The following is a 17,509-nucleotide window of genomic DNA, read 5'->3' as shown; positions in this document are numbered from 1 at the left end:
CCATCGCCGTCCCTCATTTTTTTCTGCAAAGTATACTACCTATTCTCCTGATTTTACGGTAAGGTATTTTTGAGAGCGATTCCAATAAATTATTACAATAGGCATCTTCAAAAATTTGCATAATGGAGCCTTATCTATGAATATGGAGCAAATAGAAGCGTTTATTTTCGTCGCCCTGACTGGGAGCTTCAGTAAAACAGCTGATTTGCTATACCTCTCCCAGCCTACTGTCAGCATGCGAATCAAAGCATTAGAAACCTCGCTGGACTGTAAATTGTTTCAGCGCACGGGACATACGATCTCCCTGACCAAAGAAGGGGACTTGTTCCTCCCTTATGCCAAAAGTATCCTGCATATGCTACAAGAAGGTCAACAAGCAATTCAGCGATCACATGGCGACGTCGAAGGCGAGCTCACGATCTCTGCGGTATTTGTCTCTGCCTTTTACATTTTACCAACCCTGATCGAGCAATTTCAGATGCTCTATCCCAAAATCAAGCTGACGATTCTAACGGGTCATTCCCATCAGGTACTCGATATGGTGCTCAATCACGAGGTTTCCTTTGGGATTGCAAGAGCCGTCACCCATCCGCAAATCAATCGGATTCAACTGATGTCGGATGATATGGTGCTGGCGATATTTCCAGAGCATCCTTTTGCTTTCCGGCACCAGGTCTCGATCGAAGAGGTTGCCCGCGAGCCGCTGATTTTGTTTAACCGTGGATCTCTCGACTGGAAGCTGATTAACAACGCCTTCAGCCATTATCAGCTTCAAAACAACGTCGTTATGGAGGCAGACAATATCGAGGTCGTCAAACGGATGGTCAAGCAAAAGCTGGGGATTGCCTTTTTACCCCGTTTTGCCATCATTAACGACGTGGACGAGGGTCAGCTGCAAGAGGTTGCCGTCCTCAACCTGCCTCAAATTAACCGGAACTTTGAGTTGATCTATTTAAAGGATACTCCGTTTCACGGGATCATGCGCACTTTTGTTGACTTTTTGATGCAAAGCAAAGTCATGGAATCATAAGAAAACCTCTATCGAGGCCTCCTCAAGGAGGAGCGACCGCGTTTTAGCGGAATGTTTCCATGCGCTCCGGAATTTATAAACGTCATACGCTTATAAATTCCTATACGTTAAAAAAGCCCGTAGCCAACTGGTTACGAGCTTTTTGCCTTGGTTTTTGCCGTACGTAAATTATTTGGCGAGCTTGCTTGAACACATTTCTACAATCAATTCGTTTACTTTCTCCGGGCTATCGACGTTAGGCAAATGAGCGGAGCTTTCAAATGGCACCAGTCTGGCATTCGGAATTTCACTCGCTAGGCGCTCAGCTGTTTCGATAAAGTCGGGATGGTCTAATTGCCCCAGCACTACACATGTCGGTACGCTCACTTCGCCAAGCCGTCCTCGCGGATCAGGCTGAAGCGCGTTTGGCTTATTCGACTCTCTCGGCGGTTGGTTAAAGATATCGCGATAAATGTCATGCAGCCATGCTCGTCTTTGCTGCACGCGCCCCTTTTCTTCTGCTGGACCATCTAAAACGAGATGCAGGTTTAGGTCGAGAGCTTTATCTACTTGTCCGAGACTCATTGCTTCCATTATCTTTTTGAACCATTGCTGTCGGTCCTCTGAAGGTACCTCAAAGCCACCCGGGCATACGAGGATCAAGCGCTCTACCATTTCTGGATAGGCAAGCGAGAATTCTACACTCACATAGCTGCCAAAGGATGCACCTACGAATGTCGCTTTTTTGATGCCCAGCTCATTTAGCAATGAATAGAGGTCTTCATACAAGGTAAAGGGCTGGCCCGGGTCAATCGATTTACCGAGTCCTCGCATATCATAACGAATGACTTGAAATTGTTTGGACAGCACTTCCATTTGCGGCTCCCACATCCGGCTATCCAATGGAGCACCGTGCACCAGTACGATTGGTTCTCCTACTCCTGCAATCTCATAATAAATATCCGTCTCGTTTACCGATAGAAACCCTGTTTGTCCCATGATTTTCACCCTCTATTCAGAGAATTTGGACTTATCCCCTTCATGTTATCACAGTATAAAAAGGAAAGTTTTGGATTTTTTGTGAATAGAAAACTGGCTTGCCATACCTTTTGGCAGTGCTGTGGTTACACTTATACTGGATAAAAAAAGGCTGCCGAGATTATCTCGACAACCTGCTTTTTGCCCAAGGGACATGCTATTAGCTACTGCTGCTCTGATTTTTGTACCTCTTGATTCGTGGCTGTCTCCTGCAATTGCCCTGTCACATATTTTTGCAGCTGTGACGTGTTTACAGTGAGAACCGATGCTCCATGTATTTTTTCTTCCCGCAAAAGCTCCATCGGAGGAAGCTGTGCGGTTTGAATAGAGCCCGTACCTTTATGCAGGCTTACAGCCAGCTGCAGCATTTTGTCAGGACTCATGTTTGTTTGGATGTATGGTGCCATTTCCTTCAACATACTCGGCAGCGTGATCAGCGTAGAGGTTGATTGCAGCTTCTCGGCTACTGCACCCAAAAATTTGCGTTGGCGTTCCGTTCGAGTGAAATCCGACATAGCATCTTTGCGGAATCGTACGTACTGCAACGCCTTTTGACCGTCCAAATGCTGCATTCCTTTTTTTAAGTTAATCTGATATTCCGGCTTATCGGTTGGGTCCAAATATTTCATATCTTTTTCCACTTCCAGATCTACACCGCCTACCGCATCTACCAGCTTGATAAAGCTGTCGAGATCGATGTAATAGTAATAGTGCACCGGAAGTCCTACCAGATCACTGACAGCCTTCATCGAGAGTTCAGGACCACCGAAAGCGAGCGCTGCGTTGATTTTGTTTTTACCATGGCCAGGAATGCTTACGTACGTATCCCGCAGGATGGAGAATAAATGAACCTGCTTTGTCACTGGTTCAATGGAGACGAGCAGCATGGAGTCTGATCGCCCTGCGTCTTCCACTTCCCTGCCATCCCCGCCTAGCAGCAAAATATTTACCCTCTCTGTCCCTTCCCACTCTGGCAATTCGTATACAGGAGGCTTTTGCTTTTGCACGACAGGCTCCTGAGATGCATTGCTTGTGACATCTACTTTTGGTTTGCTAATCGTCATGGCAAACTGCGCGAAGGAATACGTGTAGTAGCCTACAATCCCCAAGCACAACAAGAGAATCGACATCGTTATCCACTTCAATTTTTTAAGCATGCGAAAAATATTCCTTTCTTTATTTAGCAATACTTGTCAATTGATTCATGCTTGGATAACATCATAACAAAAATATTAATTATCGACAATTTTCTCATTTTGCAAAATGATGGTAATCGCCTGCTTGCCCATTTGATTCCAGCCTTGTTCAAAGGTTGATGCGGCCCTTCGGCTGCTTTTTTCTGCCGGTCTGAGAGGATCATGAAAATAAACGTAGGTACCATCAAATCCTGTGAGCAAAACCGAATGCTCATTACGTGTCGTCTGAATCGGTCCATCTACAGTTTGCCATTTCACCGAACGGCTTGTATCCTGTGTGAAAGTTGAAGTCACGATTACCCAGACAGGAATCCCTTGCTCTACGATGCTCGTAATATCGGAAAAATCAAGCTCGGTCAGATTCATGACCTGCTGCCCCGCATATTTTCGTGCCAAGCTCTCGATCGGCTTATGAAATACACCAAAGCCCGGCTTTTTCGCATCATACATGTCTCCGACGAAGCCTTTATACGGGTTGCCCCATCGCATATTATACCCACTGTCGTAGGTAAGAGGTGTTGGGTCCTTTACGATTTCATGGGCAAGCGTCATCTTATCCACAGTAAAGCCGTTATATTGAAGAAGCATAGCCAAGGTCGTCACTTCGCACCCACGCGGCAATTCTGGTAATTGACTAAGATAAGGCGCATCTACAATAGGATGTGCTGCCGATTCCTTTTTCGTGTCGTCATTGGACCAGATCGTTCGATCCTCTTTCGTCAGCCTGATGCTTGCTGTCTGTGGTGATTTTTTGGCAGCCAGAATCGCTTCTTTCAGATCGTTAAAATCGAAAGCAGCATGATCCCCTTGGAACAGGGTGAATCTTTTGCTCATGACTTTTTCCTGATCTGTCACATCGGTCTGCGAAAACGCTGTGGCTAGCGATCGCGCCAGCTGAAAGAACTGTTCGGGAAGGTGTTTGTTTTGGTGCAGGTAGAACACCAAAAAAACAGTGCCCTGTATCAGGCTGATCATCAGAACGATGAGTAGAGGCCTCTTCCATTTCTTGATTATCAACGAGATATTCATCCATTTCTGCCCTTCATTTATTTACGTCGTATTCGTTTGCTATTCGACAATTCGATTCTTTTCCCTTTCCTTCACGGATTTTTACTAATAATCGACAAATTTAAAAGACTCTCACATCACTTGAACAAAAAAGGTTGCCGAGAAAACTCTCGACAACCTTGAATCGTCTTATTCCTGACCCAGCAGGCCTTCAAGTACACGCTGTACCTTTACACCCGTCTCAAACGTTACGAGGCGGCCTTCACCACCTGCCAAGGCAATCGCCAGCTCATCAAGCAAGAGTGACAGGCGATCCAATGGTTGAATCTCGACCGCTGCTGGTGCTTCTCCATTTCCGCCAACAAACAGGTTGCCCCAGTTTACTACACTCAATGTGCCCTCTGTTCCATAAATGCGGTAGTCTAAATGCTCCTGATGCCCAATGCCTGCCAAACCATTGACCGTAATCGGGGTACCGTCCGCCAGACGCAAATAAGCTGATACTCCTTTTTCGCAAAGCTCTGGGTCCTCTGGATACTCTACCTCCGTGCGAACGACCTCTAAATCGCCGAACAGTGCATACGTCAAATGGGTGAAGTGAGGTAAAACCTCGCGGATGAATCCACCCTGTTCACGACCGGACAACCAAGGTGTTTGCTGCCATGGACGCGGCCATTGATGGAAATGAGTCAAAATATCGATGCGACGGATCGTTCCCAGCTTTTCCAAACGGCTGCGCAGCTCCGGAAAGATAGCCTGGTAGTAGAGCGGGAAATTCATCGCATGAACGACTCCCGCTTCTTTAGCCGCAGCCAGCATTTCTTCTGCTTCTGCAAGCGAGTTGGCTAAAGGCTTTTCGCACAGCAAATGCTTTTTGTGCGCCAGGACATCAAGTGCAATGGAATGGTGGAATTTTGGAGGAACGGCCAAATAAATGACATCCAGCTCTTCCTTTTCCAGCAGTTCTTTATAGTCTGTATACCACGGCACATCGCCGGACAGCTTGGCTGCTTCCTGCGCACGATCAGCAGAAACATCGCTCACTGCTGCTACCCGAAATTTTTCATGCGTACGCATCGCATTCATCATGCGCTCTCCCATGACGCCTGCGCCGATAACACCTACGTTCCGTTTGTTCTCGCTCATTTTGTTCCCTCGCTTTTTCCTGGAAGTATGTAACCTGACTTCAATATGTACACATACCCACTTCTCCATTTATCTGAATATTCCTTGTGAATAAACTATTTGTAGGAAAAAGAAGTGGGCGAGCTGTAGTGCCAGGGAGGAAAACGGAGAAAACGCTGCAGATTCTTGGAACACTAGCTCGGGGGATTCACTGTACGGGCACGAAAATGCTTGTTGTATGCTCACAGGCTCTTTATGCATTACACTATTTAACCCTTATATGGTTGTCGTGATACTCTACTTCATCAAAATGTTTTTCTCATCGATTTGGGGGTTCACCGTCTCATTTCGAAGGAATAAAGAACCCGGGTAGCTCGCTCTGTACCTGAACAAAATGTCACCCAGCCGATAGATCGTAATTGTCTCCGAGGCCCCGATGCGTAACTCGCCTTGCAACGATTGACGTTCTCGCTTTCATACGTAAATTTGAAAAGCAAGGCAAAGTGATTGCCTCCATCTGCGTGGGTGCTCTGCCCCTCGGGAAAAGCGGGATTTTGCAAGACGAAACACAACGACCTACAACCTGAATAACCAACTGAGACAAAAGCAGCTGGCAGCGATGGGTGCCACTGTCATCCCTGACCAATCCATCGTCATCGACAACAATATCATCACCTCGTACAACCCTTCGACCGCTTTTGATGTGGCATTCAACTTGCTGGAGTCGCTGACATCCCGCGAAAACACCGACAATGTGAAGCGCTTGATGGGGTTTCTTGTATAATAAAACCGGCATTTTGCCCAGTGCTCTTGGGTAAATGCCGGTTTCTTTCTGCTATTTAACGAACAAGCTCGCCAGCGCTCACTGTGTCTATATGAATGAGAATATCAAATGCTTGCCCAAGCGAAGTTGTTACCGTGTTTGGTTTGCTTGGATCAGCAGAACCGAATCCGATCAAAAACGGCTGTTCTTCCTCTAACCATTTTTGGGTGAGACCTGTAGCATTCCGTAAATCAACAAAGTATTGATCCTTTGAGACTTGTTCCAGAGTATGATTGAATGTTTTTGGATCATTCAATTGAATGGTAGCTGGAACAATTTTATTTTCAAGGTTAAACGCGTTGTAATCGCCTTTCGCGAATGAAGTTCCAATCGTTACATATTCCTTTCCATAATGCTCCAGTAAATGCTGACCGGCGAGCTTCGGGTATACCTCTTGCAACATATTGTTCTTTGCAATGTGCCCATTGTGACCCCATACGATTGTTTTTCCCAGCTGTTCATGAGCCCACTTCGCATTCTCAAACATCGCGATATCATGCTTCAAAAATAATTCAGATGGATTCACCGAGAAGTTGAAAAACATGCCAGTAAATTGCTCAATGACCTTGGCGTGTTGCTTAATCCTTGCGAACTCCTTGGATTGGCCGTTCAGACTGCTTTTGTTTTGTTCCAATATTTCCGTGATTTCTTTCGCTTGCTCCTGATGTTTTTCCTGAATGGCCTGTGGCAAAGCTGAATAGGTTTCCAGGTCCTTCGTAACTTCGGCAAGTTCCTTCATTTTATTATTCACACGGGGCAGCAGGTCAGGCTTATATTTTTTTATATACTCTCTGATCTCATCGTATACATTTTCACTGACATTTTGTACATCCATTCCGACCACCCGCAGTTTCTTTTCGTTCTTGGGATCGGCATTGTACTCACGCATCCATTCCAGCATGTCTACGATTTCTTTTGTTTGAAATATAGGCATTAGGAATTTACTCGGATTCCCTTCTCCTGTGAGAACGTAATGATCAAGTTTCAATGCGTTGCCCCAGTTTTCTTCTAATACAAGGGTCGTAAAGCCCATTTCCATGACGAGAAATTCAACAAACCGGTGTTTCATCGTATAAATTTCACGACTTCCATGATTTGCCTCACCTAAACCTACGATTGAAGCAGAACCGATCATTTGGCGCAGCGGTTCAATATCTTTAAGATCAGTCCCAGGCTCAGCGCTATTCAATTGAAAAGAGTTCAGCTCTAACCATTCTTTTGGACTTAGATTTTCTGCCTTCTTCCCTTGTTGTTCGCTGTCCATCTCAGTTAATGGAGCTGTATTCGTGCATCCTGTTATGAGTAGTAGACCACAAATCGATAACGCGACGATGCTACTTCTGTAAAAGTTCATTTCTCGTTCCTCCTAAAAACTTCGTTGGCGCAAAGTATCGCATGGGCACTGCCTGTACAACAAGTAGCGTTTTGTCATAAGTTTGAGACGCCCTGTTACCAACGGTTTCTCCCTGCCCCATATGACAATTTGTCATCAAAAAAAGCACCGGATCTTGAAGATCGGTACTTTTGAAATAGCATTTCCAATGTCATATGCTGCAATCGGGGATAAGAATAAGCCATCCATCACAGAGAGGGCGAAAGTATAGGAAGAGAGCTATGCTGGATAAATGGATCAATGAAGCCCATAGAACGATTTTGTGTGAGTGCAACGGATGATGACGCACTTATCATTGGATTTAATAATCTACAGTCGACGCTTAAGGGCGTGTTTCACTTTTTTCATTCCGCCTCGGTCGGTGTTCCAAAGATCTTCACTGTTTTCTCCGTTTTCCTCAGCCAGCTTTGGGTGCTCTTATTGGCTTTTTTGAAAGTAAATCAAGAGGATCTCTGTATAGATCGGAAACCTGTTTCTCCCCAACCTCAATATTTAAGTGCCAGTTTAACGATCTTCTTCCCTGATGCGCTATAAACAAGCACCTAGAAAGCACTACCACTCGCCGGAGAAACAGGTTTCCAGGCGAAGCGACTCGCGTAACCCTACTCAGTGGAGCAGTGATTTACGGGCAACAGAAACGTCACCTCTGCCTACTCTACGAAGCGGCTACCACTTTGACGTTTCCCCGTAAATCACTGCGGAGCGGACAGTCCCCTCTTCCTCGCAGGGTGAAGACCGGAGCGTAGATCGGAAACCTGTTTCTCCCCCACCACAGCTATCTTTATGCCGTCCAAAGCTTGAGGTTTAAGCGGAATTTGCAGACGAAGCTATTCTTTATAAATCAAGGATTTCAACGATTCTGCCTGATCCTTGTCCTGTTGACTGACGATTCCCTCAAATTGATACACGTACGTACCATTGTTCGAAATCTTGAGGTAGGCTACGTTCTGCTTCGCAAAACGCTCCAACACTTCATTCGCCTGCGTGATCGACAACTTGGAATTCATCGCAAGCTCAGCAGCGGTTAAATTGCCACCGTAACGCGAAGCAATTTGAAGCACCAAATTTTCCAATGCGTCTAATCTTCGGAGCTTGGAATTTTTTCTTGCCTTGAACAATAGCCAGCCACCTAACAGTGCCGGAAGAACCCCGAGCAGAAGAAAGAGTACCAAATCTGTTGTTACGGTCAATTTTGTCTCTTCGGAAGCTAGGGCCCCAACGATCATAATAAATCCAAATAGTAAAATAATTGCTCCCGCGATGTACTGAATTACTTCTGTAACAAGTCCGCCTCTTGTCGTTTTTGGGTGCATGCACAATCAGCCTTTCCTCCATCGTTAGTTTCCAGTTTATCATATCATTTCCATTGACTCATCATCGTAAATTACAAAGCTCTACACGAATCTCTACAGGATCATTGCAAAAAAGAGCCCCCATTGGGACTCTTTCACATACTCCAATCATGCCGAAGCCGAGCTTGGCTGTGCGGTCTCGGTATCTTTACGGAAAACGCCTTCCCACTTGGCGACGGCGATGCAGGAGAAGACATGTCCAAAAACGTTAACCGCTGTACGTGCCATATCGATGATGCGGTCGATCCCGATGATGAGTGCAACACCTTCAGGCGGTAAGCCTACTGCTGTAACGGTTGCCAGCAAAATGACCATCGAGGACGAAGGAACAGCAGCTACTCCTTTGCTCGTGACGATAAAGAACAGAACCATCATCAATTGCTGCTGCCAGCTCATTTCGATCCCAAACGCCTGTGCAATGAAGGGTCCAGCAATCGTCAAATACAGCGTTGTTCCATCGGAGTTCAGTGGCATACCCGCAGGAATGACAAACGAGGTGATGTACTTGGGAACGCCGTACTTCTCCAAGCGCTGCATCAGCTGGGGCACTACCGTCTCTGTACTTCCTGTAGAGGCACCTACGATCATCAAATCCCAGACCATACGATAAATTTCTTTTATGGGTACACGCAGCATAAGTGCAATGAGCGAAAAAAGTCCAAAGACGACTACTGCCAACCCCAAGTAAGCGGTTCCAATTAGCTTTAATAGCGGAATAATTAATGCAATTCCATACGTACCGATGGTTGCAGCCATCAAGGCAAATACCCCAATCGGCGCAAACATCATCACCATATTCACCAGCTTGAAGGAAGCCTTGGATGCAATCTCGATCATCGACACAAATGGTTTCGACTCATTTCCGAGCTTCACGAGAGCAACCCCAAACAGGATACAGAAAAAGATAACGGCTAGTAAATCATTTTTCGCCATCACGTCAATAATGTTCGTCGGGATAATGTTGAGGAGAAGCGTCTTGCCATCTAGCACCTTTGATGTATTGGAAGCAATCGTGGTCAAATCTGCTTGTGGAAGATTCGTCAGGTCCAAGCCCTTGCCAGGCTTTACAATATTCGCGATCGCGAGGCCAATGAACAGGATGAGCGTCGTGATTACTTCAAACCAGATGACGGTTTTTACTCCGATTCTGCCCATTCGCTTGATATCGCCAATCCCTGCTATCCCTACCAAAAGGGTCGTAACGATTACGGGAATGACAATCATCTTGAGCAATCGGATGAAAGCATCGCCCAAGATTTTAATATCTTTCCCGATTTCCGGGAAGAAGTGACCGAATGCTGCACCGAGTACAGTAGCGCCCAAAATATAAAAGGCAAATCTAGTTTTCATATAATTCCCCCTCTTCTAAAAGTTATGGCATGAAAATATTATTGCAAATTAAAATTCATCATGCAATAATATTTTCAAAAACAAAGGGGCCATGAAATGAAAATTTCATCATTACACCATACGTTCCAAGCAAACAGACCTCATTCTGCCGCTTTCTTTGAACGCGCGAAGCATACGATTTCTGGCGGAGTGAACGGAAATTTGCGTTATTTTGCTCCGTTTCCGATCATTTTTGAAAAAGCAGATTCAGCTAGCTTACTTGATATTGATGGACATCGATATGTGGACTATCTTCTTTCTTATGGTGCGTTGATGCTTGGGCACGCGCATCCTGAAATCGTGGCCGCTGCCCAAAGAACCTGGTTCGAGCAAGGCACTAGCAGCTTTGGCGCGACGCATCCTCTTGAGCTGGAGCTGACGGATGAGCTGCTTGCGCTCTATCCTGCTTTTGATCAGGTGCGCTTTACGAATTCCGGTTTGGAAGCAACATTGTTTGCTCTGCGGCTGGCAGCAGCTTATACCGGAAAAACCCATGTAGCCAAGTTTGAAGGGCATTATCATGGCGCACATGATCAAGTTTTACAAAGCGTAAATCCTGCTGCTGATCAAGCTGGGGAGTCTCTCGCCCCGCAATCGGTACCGGATTCATTTGGTGCGCCAGACTATTATCGCCAGCATAGTGTTATCCTTCCGTTCAATGATTGGGAGGCTTGCGAACGTATCCTAACCGAAAAAGCAGAGGTCATTTCTGCGGTCATCATGGAGCCGATGCTCTCTGGCTATATTGCGGCAGACCATTCGTTTATGAAAAATCTGCGGGAGCTGACTACCCAATTGGGGATTGTCCTCATTTTTGATGAAGTCAAGACTGGTTTCCGTATCGAGCTGGGTGGTGCGCAAGCTTTTTATGGCATTGAGCCTGATTTGACCGCTTTAGGGAAGGTGGTTGGTGGTGGGTTCCCGATTGGAATCGTTGGAGGGAAGCGTCGCTTCATGGAGCTTGCGTCACCGCTACGTTCGGATAAGCGCTCTGAAGTTGTGTTTCACAGCGGCACGTTCAATGGCAATCCGTTGTCCATCGCTTGTGGCTTGGCAACGATTCGCTATTTGAAGCAGCCAGGAGCATTTGCTCAGATTGTACAGAGCACAAACGACTTGCGAGCAGGTATTGATGCCCTTGCTAAGCAATATGACCTGCCATTTACGACGCTAGGAGAGGGGACAATCTTTAACGTGCTTGCGACGAAGCAGCCCGTACGCCACTATCGCGGCCTTGGAGCTAACCAAAATCAGCTTCGTTTAGCTCTAGACTTTTTGTTGATGGAAAACGGCGTGTATTCCAAACCGTTAAACCGCTTTTCATTGTCAGCGGCTCATACCAAAACGGAGATCACAGCGACATTGGATGCTTTTGAGAAGAGCTTTGCAGCGCTTAAACAAGATCCTCTGATCTAATGGCTCACCGATTGTCACCCAAGGAAACCTATCGTATACTTATTCCAGAATTTATGCTGGACAAGATAGGTGATCATGCTTGAATCCAAGTCCTACCGTTTTACAAAAGATATCTCATATGTATCAGCAAATGAGTCCTTCGCAGCAAGCGATCGCAGATGTCATCCTGCATGATCCCGAGTCGTCTGCCTTTTATAACGTAGCGAAAATGGCAAGAGAAGCCAATGTCAGCGAATCGACGGTTACTCGCTTTGCCACCTTTATCGGCTATTCCGGCTTTCCCGGCATGTCACGCGAACTGCAGGAAATGGTGCGGTCACGCCTCACAACAGGCGAGCGGTTCCAGTTGTCTCGCAATGCCACGACGGTTGGTCAGCAAGCAGTCTTGCAGCATTTTGAGGAAGATGTGCATAACCTGAACCTGATGATGGAGCGTATTGATTTGCAAGCATTTGAGCGAATCGTACAGCTTTTGTTATCTGCCAAGCGTATCGGTATCGTCAGCTCACGAAGTACCCTGTCGCTTGGCATGTTCTTTGACTTCTATCTCAATTTGCTCAATAAGGATACGCTTTTATTTAGCGGCGAGCCACGGACAGTTGACCGAATTCACCGATTTGGTGGAGATGATGTTATCGTAGGAATCGGCTTTGCCAGATATACGCGATTTAGTGTCGATTGCTTGGAAGTTGGCAAAAAACGAGGTGCCCGCATCGTCGTCATCACGGACTATCCGTCATCGCCTTTATGCCGCTATGCGGACGAAATCCTCTATACACCTACCGGGATTGCTTCGCATATGGAGTCCTTCGTCGCTCCACTTTCGCTTTTAACGGCGATTCTGCGATCCATGTCCCATCAGGATTCAGATAAGGCAACGAGCTTATTGCATGATTTGGAGGATGCATGGAACGGTCTTGGGATCTACGTCGATTCTGACAAGTAAAGCTGGCATTTTGGAAGTGAAAAGCAAACCCGAGTCGCTGCACTCGGGTTATTTCTATATTTGAAGTGAGGCAAGTTTTCTTTGGGATGGACGTGATGGTCTATGAAAAAAACGAAAATACATACAAACGGAATCGAGCTCATGGTTCATCAATACAGCACAACGGGGACGCCGATTCTTTTTCTACACTTTATCTCGGGCAATGCCTGGGTCTGGAATGGCGTCATCCCTGCATTCACAAGCGGTTACAGAGTTTACGCCATCGATATGCGTGGTCACGGAGAATCGGATCAGCCTGATTTCGGCTATGAAATCGAAGCCTTTGCCATGGACCTGCTCGGTGTACTGGATGAATTGAGGCTGGAATCAGTACATCTGGTGGGAAGTTCTCTTGGCTGTTATGTGGCTGCAGTTTTTGCTGCTATCTACCCTTCTCGCGTACGATCGATCAGTCTTTCGGACGGGGCCATGCAGAATCACTCAGGTCCTGACGGGAAGTTTACGACTACGCGTGAAGAACATGTACAGATGTTAAAACAGTCTGACCTCTTATTCCCCTCAGCTTCGGCTTATGTTCAATATGAACAGCAGCGACGCAAGGTGTGGAATTCGATTGTCGAAAAGGCCGTTCTCCAAGGGTGGGTCCCTTCCCTGCGGACTGTAGGCGATGGCTTACTTTCCCCCACAACAACGAATGACACCTACACGCAAATCATGGCCTCCCTATACGATCTTCAGCTAGAGCCGCTCTATGCCAATATCCAATGCCCCGTCTTGTTTATGCCTGCTGCCAAACATCGATTCTTTGAATGGAAGAATCAGTTTATTCAAAGGATAATAAGCGACCTCCCATTTCCAAGCAGGTCCGTAATCATTCCCGATACAGAGCACATCATAGTATTCGAGCATTACGAAGCGATGAGTCAAGTCATTCTCACTTTTTTAGAGCAAGTGGATTCAAACAGATTAAACTCTTGACGCGCAACCATTTGGTTTCATATACTCAAAAAAGCGAAACTTTTTGGTTTCCTATTTTTAATGCCAATGTTGATTGAAAACTACTTACATTTGGAGGCTCATTTATGACTAACTCTGCTAGCAATTCCATCCCGGATATTGTACAAACCCTTGTATTACAAGCTCCTTTGCAAAAAGTATGGGATGCTGTCGCTACAGCTGACGGCATTTCCGCTTGGTTCATGCCTAATGACTTTCAACCGATCGCAGGACAAGCCTTCACGATCCGTTCTCCTTATGGTGATTCGCCATGCGTGGTCAAAGAGATTGACCCTCCGAACCGACTTGTTTTTGGTTGGGGTAAGGATTGGACAATTACCTTCAGCTTGAAAGACCTGGATGGTCAAACAGAGTTTACGCTGATTCATTCCGGCTGGTCCCTGGATACAGTTACCGAGTTTGGCGAAACTCATACAGTGGTGCGCGACAGAATGAACCAGGGCTGGGATTCAAGTGTTCTGCCTAAGCTGAAAGCATATGTGGAAGCGTAAATGAGCGCGTCTCCTGCGAAGCATGACGTCTTTCAGGCGATAGCAGATCCGACTCGCCGAAAGCTGCTGGAGCTTCTTAGCGAGCAGGAAATGGCTGTAACGGCAATTAGTTCTCATTTTCCCATCAGTCGGACTGCCGTTTCCAAGCATCTGCGCATCCTGTCTGAAGCGGGACTGGTCAAGGAGCAAAAAATCGGCCGCGAAACGAGATACCGCATGCAACCAGAGCCTCTTCGGGAGCTGCAAAGCTGGTTAGCCTACTATGAGCGCTTCTGGGAAAATAAGCTGCATGCCTTGAGACGACTGGTAGAAGACGATGCCTCGTCTAAAGACCAACTGTCAGGTCCTCGTCTCGTTCCGGATAATCACGGCTCGACTACAAAACAAAGCTAGCTGATCGACAAGTAAAGAAGGATAGCGACATCAGGGCGGTGCCCCGTGTCTCTCTCCTTCTACTTTGTTTACTGAGAATCTCGCTTTTCGATCGCGTCTCGTGCCCCCTGATTTCCTTCCTTAATGATTCCACGCCACTGCTCGTTTCCATTATCCACAGACTCTCTCCACAACCCGTTGCCAACATCTACTGCATACTGCCATATTTGCTGCTTCCGATCTATGATCGCCGTATCGGTATCCATAATCTCGCCTTTTCGATTGAACCTTTGTTTCAAATATTCTCGCGCTCGAAGCAGTCGTTGTTTTTCTTCTTCGACCATCACTTTGATTTTATCCTTCGTTTCATGCGCAAGCTTTTTCTTCTCTTCTTTCATGTCCAGTGCTTGCGCTTTGCCTTTTTCCTTCCACTCATACCAAGCTAGCTTGAGCTTGTTGTATTCGCCCCGCAAATACTGCTTTAATGCTTTTTCATCCTGAACCGTTATGTAGACGCCTTTTCCCGCATCTGCGACCTGCTTTAACATGCGCTGACCGTCGTTGTCTACGTCAAAGCCAATGATATTCACGACAGTTTGAATTTTCGATTGACCGAGTGTTTTAGCTGCTTCTACGGCATTTCCCCCACATGTCTCGATGCCGTCACTCACCACATACACAATCGTTTCCGTTGTATTTGGAGGAATATCTTGTTTAACAGCTTCAAGCGCTTTGGCGATTGGCGTCCAGCCTGCCGGCTCAATTTTGGCCAGAGCCTCACCGAAAGCCTTTGCCTCATAGCCCGCTTGCGAATAGAAAACCTCCGTGCTTCCACAGGATAATGCCTTGTCTTGATCACTTCCACTACCTTTGTGACCGTACACGCGCAATGAGATGGTAGCGTTTTTCGGCAGCATGGCGGCGAATTGGTCAATGGCTTCCTTCGCAGCGGCCATTTTCGTTTTTCCGCCCACTTTTCCTTTCATACTTCCACTCGCATCAATTAACAGAGCAAAATGAGTACGCTTATCCTCTGGCAGCATTATGTCCTCAGTTGGCCGCGCAAGGTCCACCTCTACACTCGAGTCAAAATTAGCAAACGTAACGATATGCGGGCGATAATCTTCACCCATGAGTTTCAACAGCTCTTGCAAATATTGATCAGCGCTTAGATCAGCAGGCAGCTTATCCAGCTCTTGATTTATTTTCTGCTCATCATAGTTTTCACCGGCGTACTTCCCTATCGGTTGATTGGCAAGGCTGAGCTCAAAGGCGGTCAGCTCTCGTTTTAACGGCGGCAATGCTTCTCTGGCAGGCGGTTCTTCCACAAGTGTCACTGCCGTTTCCGTCACGGGCGCCTCCTCCCGCTTTGGTTGATCCTCCTGCTTAGCTATTTCCTGCTGGACAGGTGCTGATTGCACGTCAACACTTTGCTGCTGACTACAGCCTATCACCATCATCACCAAAAGAAGCAGCATCATCATCTCTTTTCTCAAAGATAACGTCCCCCTCCAAAATCACTACGCTCCATTATCCTAAATAATGGCAAGGGAGACAATTGGACCGATTATCCATTCACGCTCAGGTCTTTTTTCCTGTATTGGGACATTATCCCAAACCCTGAACCATTCATTTCAAGTACATAAAAAAGAGTAGCACAAAGCTGTAAATCCACTTTGTACTACTCTTTCGTTCCATACTAGTTATTTATGCAGCAACTTGCTTCAATTTGCGACGTCCTTCGATTCTGGACAGGAACAAGCTGAGCACCAGAATGATCGCTCCAAACAAGTAAGGCGCGTTCAAATGGAAACCGTACAATGTACCCGCAACGGCTGGGCCAAAAATATTTCCCAAGCTCATATAAGCGTTGTTCATCCCTGCCACAAAGCCTTGCTCATCTCCTGCACGCTTCGAAATCAACGTATTGATGGCCGGGCGCATAATGGATGTCAATGTGAAGAAAAGAACAGTGAGTACGAGCATGTACCAGAAGTTTCCTGACAACAGCATCAATACCATGGCTACAGCGGAAAAGAAGAAAGTCCAGTTGATCAGCTTTTTCTCGCCAAAACGAGTAATGAGCTTGCCGATCAGCGCTGCCTGAACAATCGTTCCAGCAAGTGCACCGACAGTGATAATGATGGAAATATCACGCGGTGTGTAGCCAAACTTGGCATCTACAAAAAGTGGGAAGATGACTTCGAAATTCGCTAACCCAAAGGTCATAGTGAAAATCAGCACGAGCATGATGAAATACGACGAGCGGAAGGAAGTGCCGAGCTGAATAAAGATGTTTTCCTTCTTTGACTTATCGTTTCGTGCCGCCAGTTGTTTTTCTTTAGCAAGCGACTCAGACAAGAAGAGCATGGAACCAATCGCTGCTACAGCACCAACTGCTGCTGAAATGTAAAACGGCATCCGTAATCCCAGCTCCGCAAGAAAACCGCCAATTCCAGGTCCGATAACAAACCCGAGGGACATGGCTGCGCCGAGAAGCCCCAAACCTTTTCCGCGATTTGCTTCAGACGTAATGTCTGCAACATACGCAAGCATGGATGGAATCATCGCCGCTGCGCCGATCCCACCGATCAGGCGCGAGAGATAGAGTACCCATGTATGCTCAGCCAATGCAAAAATCAGATTGGAAATCGTAAAAAGCACGAGACCAGATACGATCATAATTTTTCGACCGTATTTATCTGACCATTCCCCTGCTAAGGGTGAAAACAGAAACTGGGTTAATCCAAACGCGGCAACCAGGTATCCGGCTGTTTTTCCGCCCGCGCCGAACTCTTTTAAAAACTCGGGCAGAATCGGAATAATTAGGCCGATTCCCAGCATTGCAATAAACATGTTAATCATCAGAAAGAGAATCGGTCGTTGACTATTCCCTGAAGAACTCATTATTTTTTCCATTCCTATCCATTTATA

17 protein-coding genes are annotated in these 17,509 nt (G+C 46.4%); 8 read left to right on the top strand and 9 right to left on the bottom strand.

Annotated features, from left to right (window positions below; all coding sequences use genetic code 11):
• Window positions 1-136: 136 nt before the first annotated feature.
• Window positions 137-1,030, top strand: coding sequence for a LysR family transcriptional regulator (locus tag C3B52_RS08600; RefSeq protein WP_103105670.1), 894 nt, complete (start codon window positions 137-139; stop codon window positions 1,028-1,030).
• Between the two features lie 168 nt (window positions 1,031-1,198).
• Here the strand turns inward: C3B52_RS08600 and C3B52_RS08595 are convergent, their stop codons facing one another.
• The 4 genes from C3B52_RS08595 to C3B52_RS08580 form a co-directional block, all read right to left on the bottom strand.
• Entirely contained in the window at window positions 1,199-2,008 is an 810-nt protein-coding gene (locus tag C3B52_RS08595) for an alpha/beta fold hydrolase (RefSeq protein WP_103105669.1), read from the bottom strand.
• Window positions 2,009-2,211: 203 nt separating this feature from the next.
• Complete coding sequence (locus C3B52_RS08590) at window positions 2,212-3,204, bottom strand: LCP family protein (protein ID WP_201264861.1); 993 nt, start codon at window positions 3,202-3,204, stop codon at window positions 2,212-2,214.
• 75 nt (window positions 3,205-3,279) lie between these two features.
• The gene (locus C3B52_RS08585) at window positions 3,280-4,218 is read right to left on the bottom strand and encodes a C39 family peptidase (RefSeq protein ID WP_164684724.1); all 939 of its coding nucleotides are present in this window, start codon (window positions 4,216-4,218) and stop codon (window positions 3,280-3,282) included.
• 222 nt (window positions 4,219-4,440) lie between these two features.
• On the bottom strand, window positions 4,441-5,397 hold the full coding sequence (locus C3B52_RS08580; RefSeq protein ID WP_103105666.1) for a Gfo/Idh/MocA family protein: 957 nt from the start codon (window positions 5,395-5,397) through the stop codon (window positions 4,441-4,443).
• A gap of 598 nt (window positions 5,398-5,995) precedes the next feature.
• On the opposite strand from C3B52_RS08580, the gene C3B52_RS37270 reads away from it, so the two are divergent.
• Window positions 5,996-6,160, top strand: a complete 165-nt coding sequence (locus tag C3B52_RS37270) for a hypothetical protein (RefSeq protein WP_235615640.1) — start codon at window positions 5,996-5,998, stop codon at window positions 6,158-6,160.
• Between the two features lie 55 nt (window positions 6,161-6,215).
• Here the strand turns inward: C3B52_RS37270 and C3B52_RS08565 are convergent, their stop codons facing one another.
• Window positions 6,216-7,553, bottom strand: coding sequence for an erythromycin esterase family protein (locus tag C3B52_RS08565; RefSeq protein ID WP_103105665.1), 1,338 nt, complete (start codon window positions 7,551-7,553; stop codon window positions 6,216-6,218).
• Window positions 7,554-7,832: 279 nt separating this feature from the next.
• Between C3B52_RS08565 and C3B52_RS08560 the strand changes: the two genes are divergently transcribed.
• Window positions 7,833-8,126: a hypothetical protein gene (locus tag C3B52_RS08560; protein WP_103105664.1), complete on the top strand. Its 294-nt coding sequence runs from the start codon at window positions 7,833-7,835 to the stop codon at window positions 8,124-8,126.
• Between the two features lie 293 nt (window positions 8,127-8,419).
• Here C3B52_RS08560 and C3B52_RS08555 read toward each other — a convergent pair whose 3' ends face one another.
• Together C3B52_RS08555 and C3B52_RS08550 are read right to left on the bottom strand one after the other, a co-directional pair.
• Entirely contained in the window at window positions 8,420-8,905 is a 486-nt protein-coding gene (locus C3B52_RS08555; RefSeq protein WP_103105663.1) for a hypothetical protein, read from the bottom strand.
• A gap of 147 nt (window positions 8,906-9,052) precedes the next feature.
• Window positions 9,053-10,294, bottom strand: a complete 1,242-nt coding sequence (locus C3B52_RS08550) for a dicarboxylate/amino acid:cation symporter (protein ID WP_103105662.1) — start codon at window positions 10,292-10,294, stop codon at window positions 9,053-9,055.
• Between the two features lie 96 nt (window positions 10,295-10,390).
• Between C3B52_RS08550 and C3B52_RS08545 the strand changes: the two genes are divergently transcribed.
• The 5 genes from C3B52_RS08545 (at window position 10,391) to C3B52_RS08525 (ending at window position 14,596) form a co-directional block, all read left to right on the top strand.
• Window positions 10,391-11,749, top strand: coding sequence for an aspartate aminotransferase family protein (locus tag C3B52_RS08545; RefSeq protein WP_103105661.1), 1,359 nt, complete (start codon window positions 10,391-10,393; stop codon window positions 11,747-11,749).
• Window positions 11,750-11,828: 79 nt separating this feature from the next.
• A complete protein-coding gene (locus tag C3B52_RS08540) occupies window positions 11,829-12,695 on the top strand; it encodes a MurR/RpiR family transcriptional regulator (RefSeq protein WP_164684723.1) in 867 nt (288 codons plus the stop codon).
• Between the two features lie 102 nt (window positions 12,696-12,797).
• Entirely contained in the window at window positions 12,798-13,673 is an 876-nt protein-coding gene (locus tag C3B52_RS08535; RefSeq protein ID WP_103105659.1) for an alpha/beta fold hydrolase, read from the top strand.
• A gap of 104 nt (window positions 13,674-13,777) precedes the next feature.
• Window positions 13,778-14,203 carry an SRPBCC family protein gene (locus C3B52_RS08530; RefSeq protein WP_103105658.1) on the top strand — a complete coding sequence of 142 codons (426 nt, stop codon included), beginning with the start codon at window positions 13,778-13,780 and terminating at the stop codon, window positions 14,201-14,203.
• Window positions 14,204-14,596: an ArsR/SmtB family transcription factor gene (locus C3B52_RS08525; RefSeq protein WP_103105657.1), complete on the top strand. Its 393-nt coding sequence runs from the start codon at window positions 14,204-14,206 to the stop codon at window positions 14,594-14,596.
• Between the two features lie 68 nt (window positions 14,597-14,664).
• On the opposite strand, the gene C3B52_RS08520 is transcribed toward C3B52_RS08525, so the two are convergent.
• Window positions 14,665-16,071 (bottom strand): VWA domain-containing protein, encoded by a 1,407-nt coding sequence (locus C3B52_RS08520; RefSeq protein ID WP_103105656.1) that lies wholly within the window; start codon window positions 16,069-16,071, stop codon window positions 14,665-14,667.
• A 211-nt stretch (window positions 16,072-16,282) separates the two neighbouring features.
• Window positions 16,283-17,482, bottom strand: a complete 1,200-nt coding sequence (locus C3B52_RS08515) for an MFS transporter (RefSeq protein ID WP_103105655.1) — start codon at window positions 17,480-17,482, stop codon at window positions 16,283-16,285.
• Window positions 17,483-17,509 lie beyond the last annotated feature (27 nt).

The organism is Brevibacillus reuszeri, assembly GCF_002897295.1.
Taxonomy (GTDB): Bacteria; Bacillota; Bacilli; order Brevibacillales; family Brevibacillaceae; genus Brevibacillus; species Brevibacillus reuszeri_A.
Note: the sequence above shows the minus strand (reverse complement) of the source record. Positions and strands in the feature narration are given on the sequence as shown.

Bases quoted from the DNA above. Each gene is read 5' to 3' on its own strand.
- C3B52_RS08600 (WP_103105670.1), top strand. From the start codon at position 137: ATGAATATGGAGCAAATAGAAGCGTTTATTTTCGTCGCCCTGACTGGG.
- C3B52_RS08550 (WP_103105662.1), bottom strand. From the start codon at position 10,294: ATGAAAACTAGATTTGCCTTTTATATTTTGGGCGCTACTGTACTCGGT.
- C3B52_RS08560 (WP_103105664.1), top strand. From the start codon at position 7,833: ATGAAGCCCATAGAACGATTTTGTGTGAGTGCAACGGATGATGACGCA.
- C3B52_RS08595 (WP_103105669.1), bottom strand. From the start codon at position 2,008: ATGGGACAAACAGGGTTTCTATCGGTAAACGAGACGGATATTTATTAT.
- C3B52_RS08525 (WP_103105657.1), top strand. From the start codon at position 14,204: ATGAGCGCGTCTCCTGCGAAGCATGACGTCTTTCAGGCGATAGCAGAT.
- C3B52_RS37270 (WP_235615640.1), top strand. From the start codon at position 5,996: ATGGGTGCCACTGTCATCCCTGACCAATCCATCGTCATCGACAACAAT.
- C3B52_RS08585 (WP_164684724.1), bottom strand. From the start codon at position 4,218: ATGATCAGCCTGATACAGGGCACTGTTTTTTTGGTGTTCTACCTGCAC.
- C3B52_RS08565 (WP_103105665.1), bottom strand. From the start codon at position 7,553: ATGAACTTTTACAGAAGTAGCATCGTCGCGTTATCGATTTGTGGTCTA.
- C3B52_RS08515 (WP_103105655.1), bottom strand. From the start codon at position 17,482: ATGAGTTCTTCAGGGAATAGTCAACGACCGATTCTCTTTCTGATGATT.
- C3B52_RS08555 (WP_103105663.1), bottom strand. From the start codon at position 8,905: ATGCACCCAAAAACGACAAGAGGCGGACTTGTTACAGAAGTAATTCAG.
- C3B52_RS08590 (WP_201264861.1), bottom strand. From the start codon at position 3,204: ATGCTTAAAAAATTGAAGTGGATAACGATGTCGATTCTCTTGTTGTGC.
- C3B52_RS08530 (WP_103105658.1), top strand. From the start codon at position 13,778: ATGACTAACTCTGCTAGCAATTCCATCCCGGATATTGTACAAACCCTT.
- C3B52_RS08535 (WP_103105659.1), top strand. From the start codon at position 12,798: ATGAAAAAAACGAAAATACATACAAACGGAATCGAGCTCATGGTTCAT.
- C3B52_RS08545 (WP_103105661.1), top strand. From the start codon at position 10,391: ATGAAAATTTCATCATTACACCATACGTTCCAAGCAAACAGACCTCAT.
- C3B52_RS08580 (WP_103105666.1), bottom strand. From the start codon at position 5,397: ATGAGCGAGAACAAACGGAACGTAGGTGTTATCGGCGCAGGCGTCATG.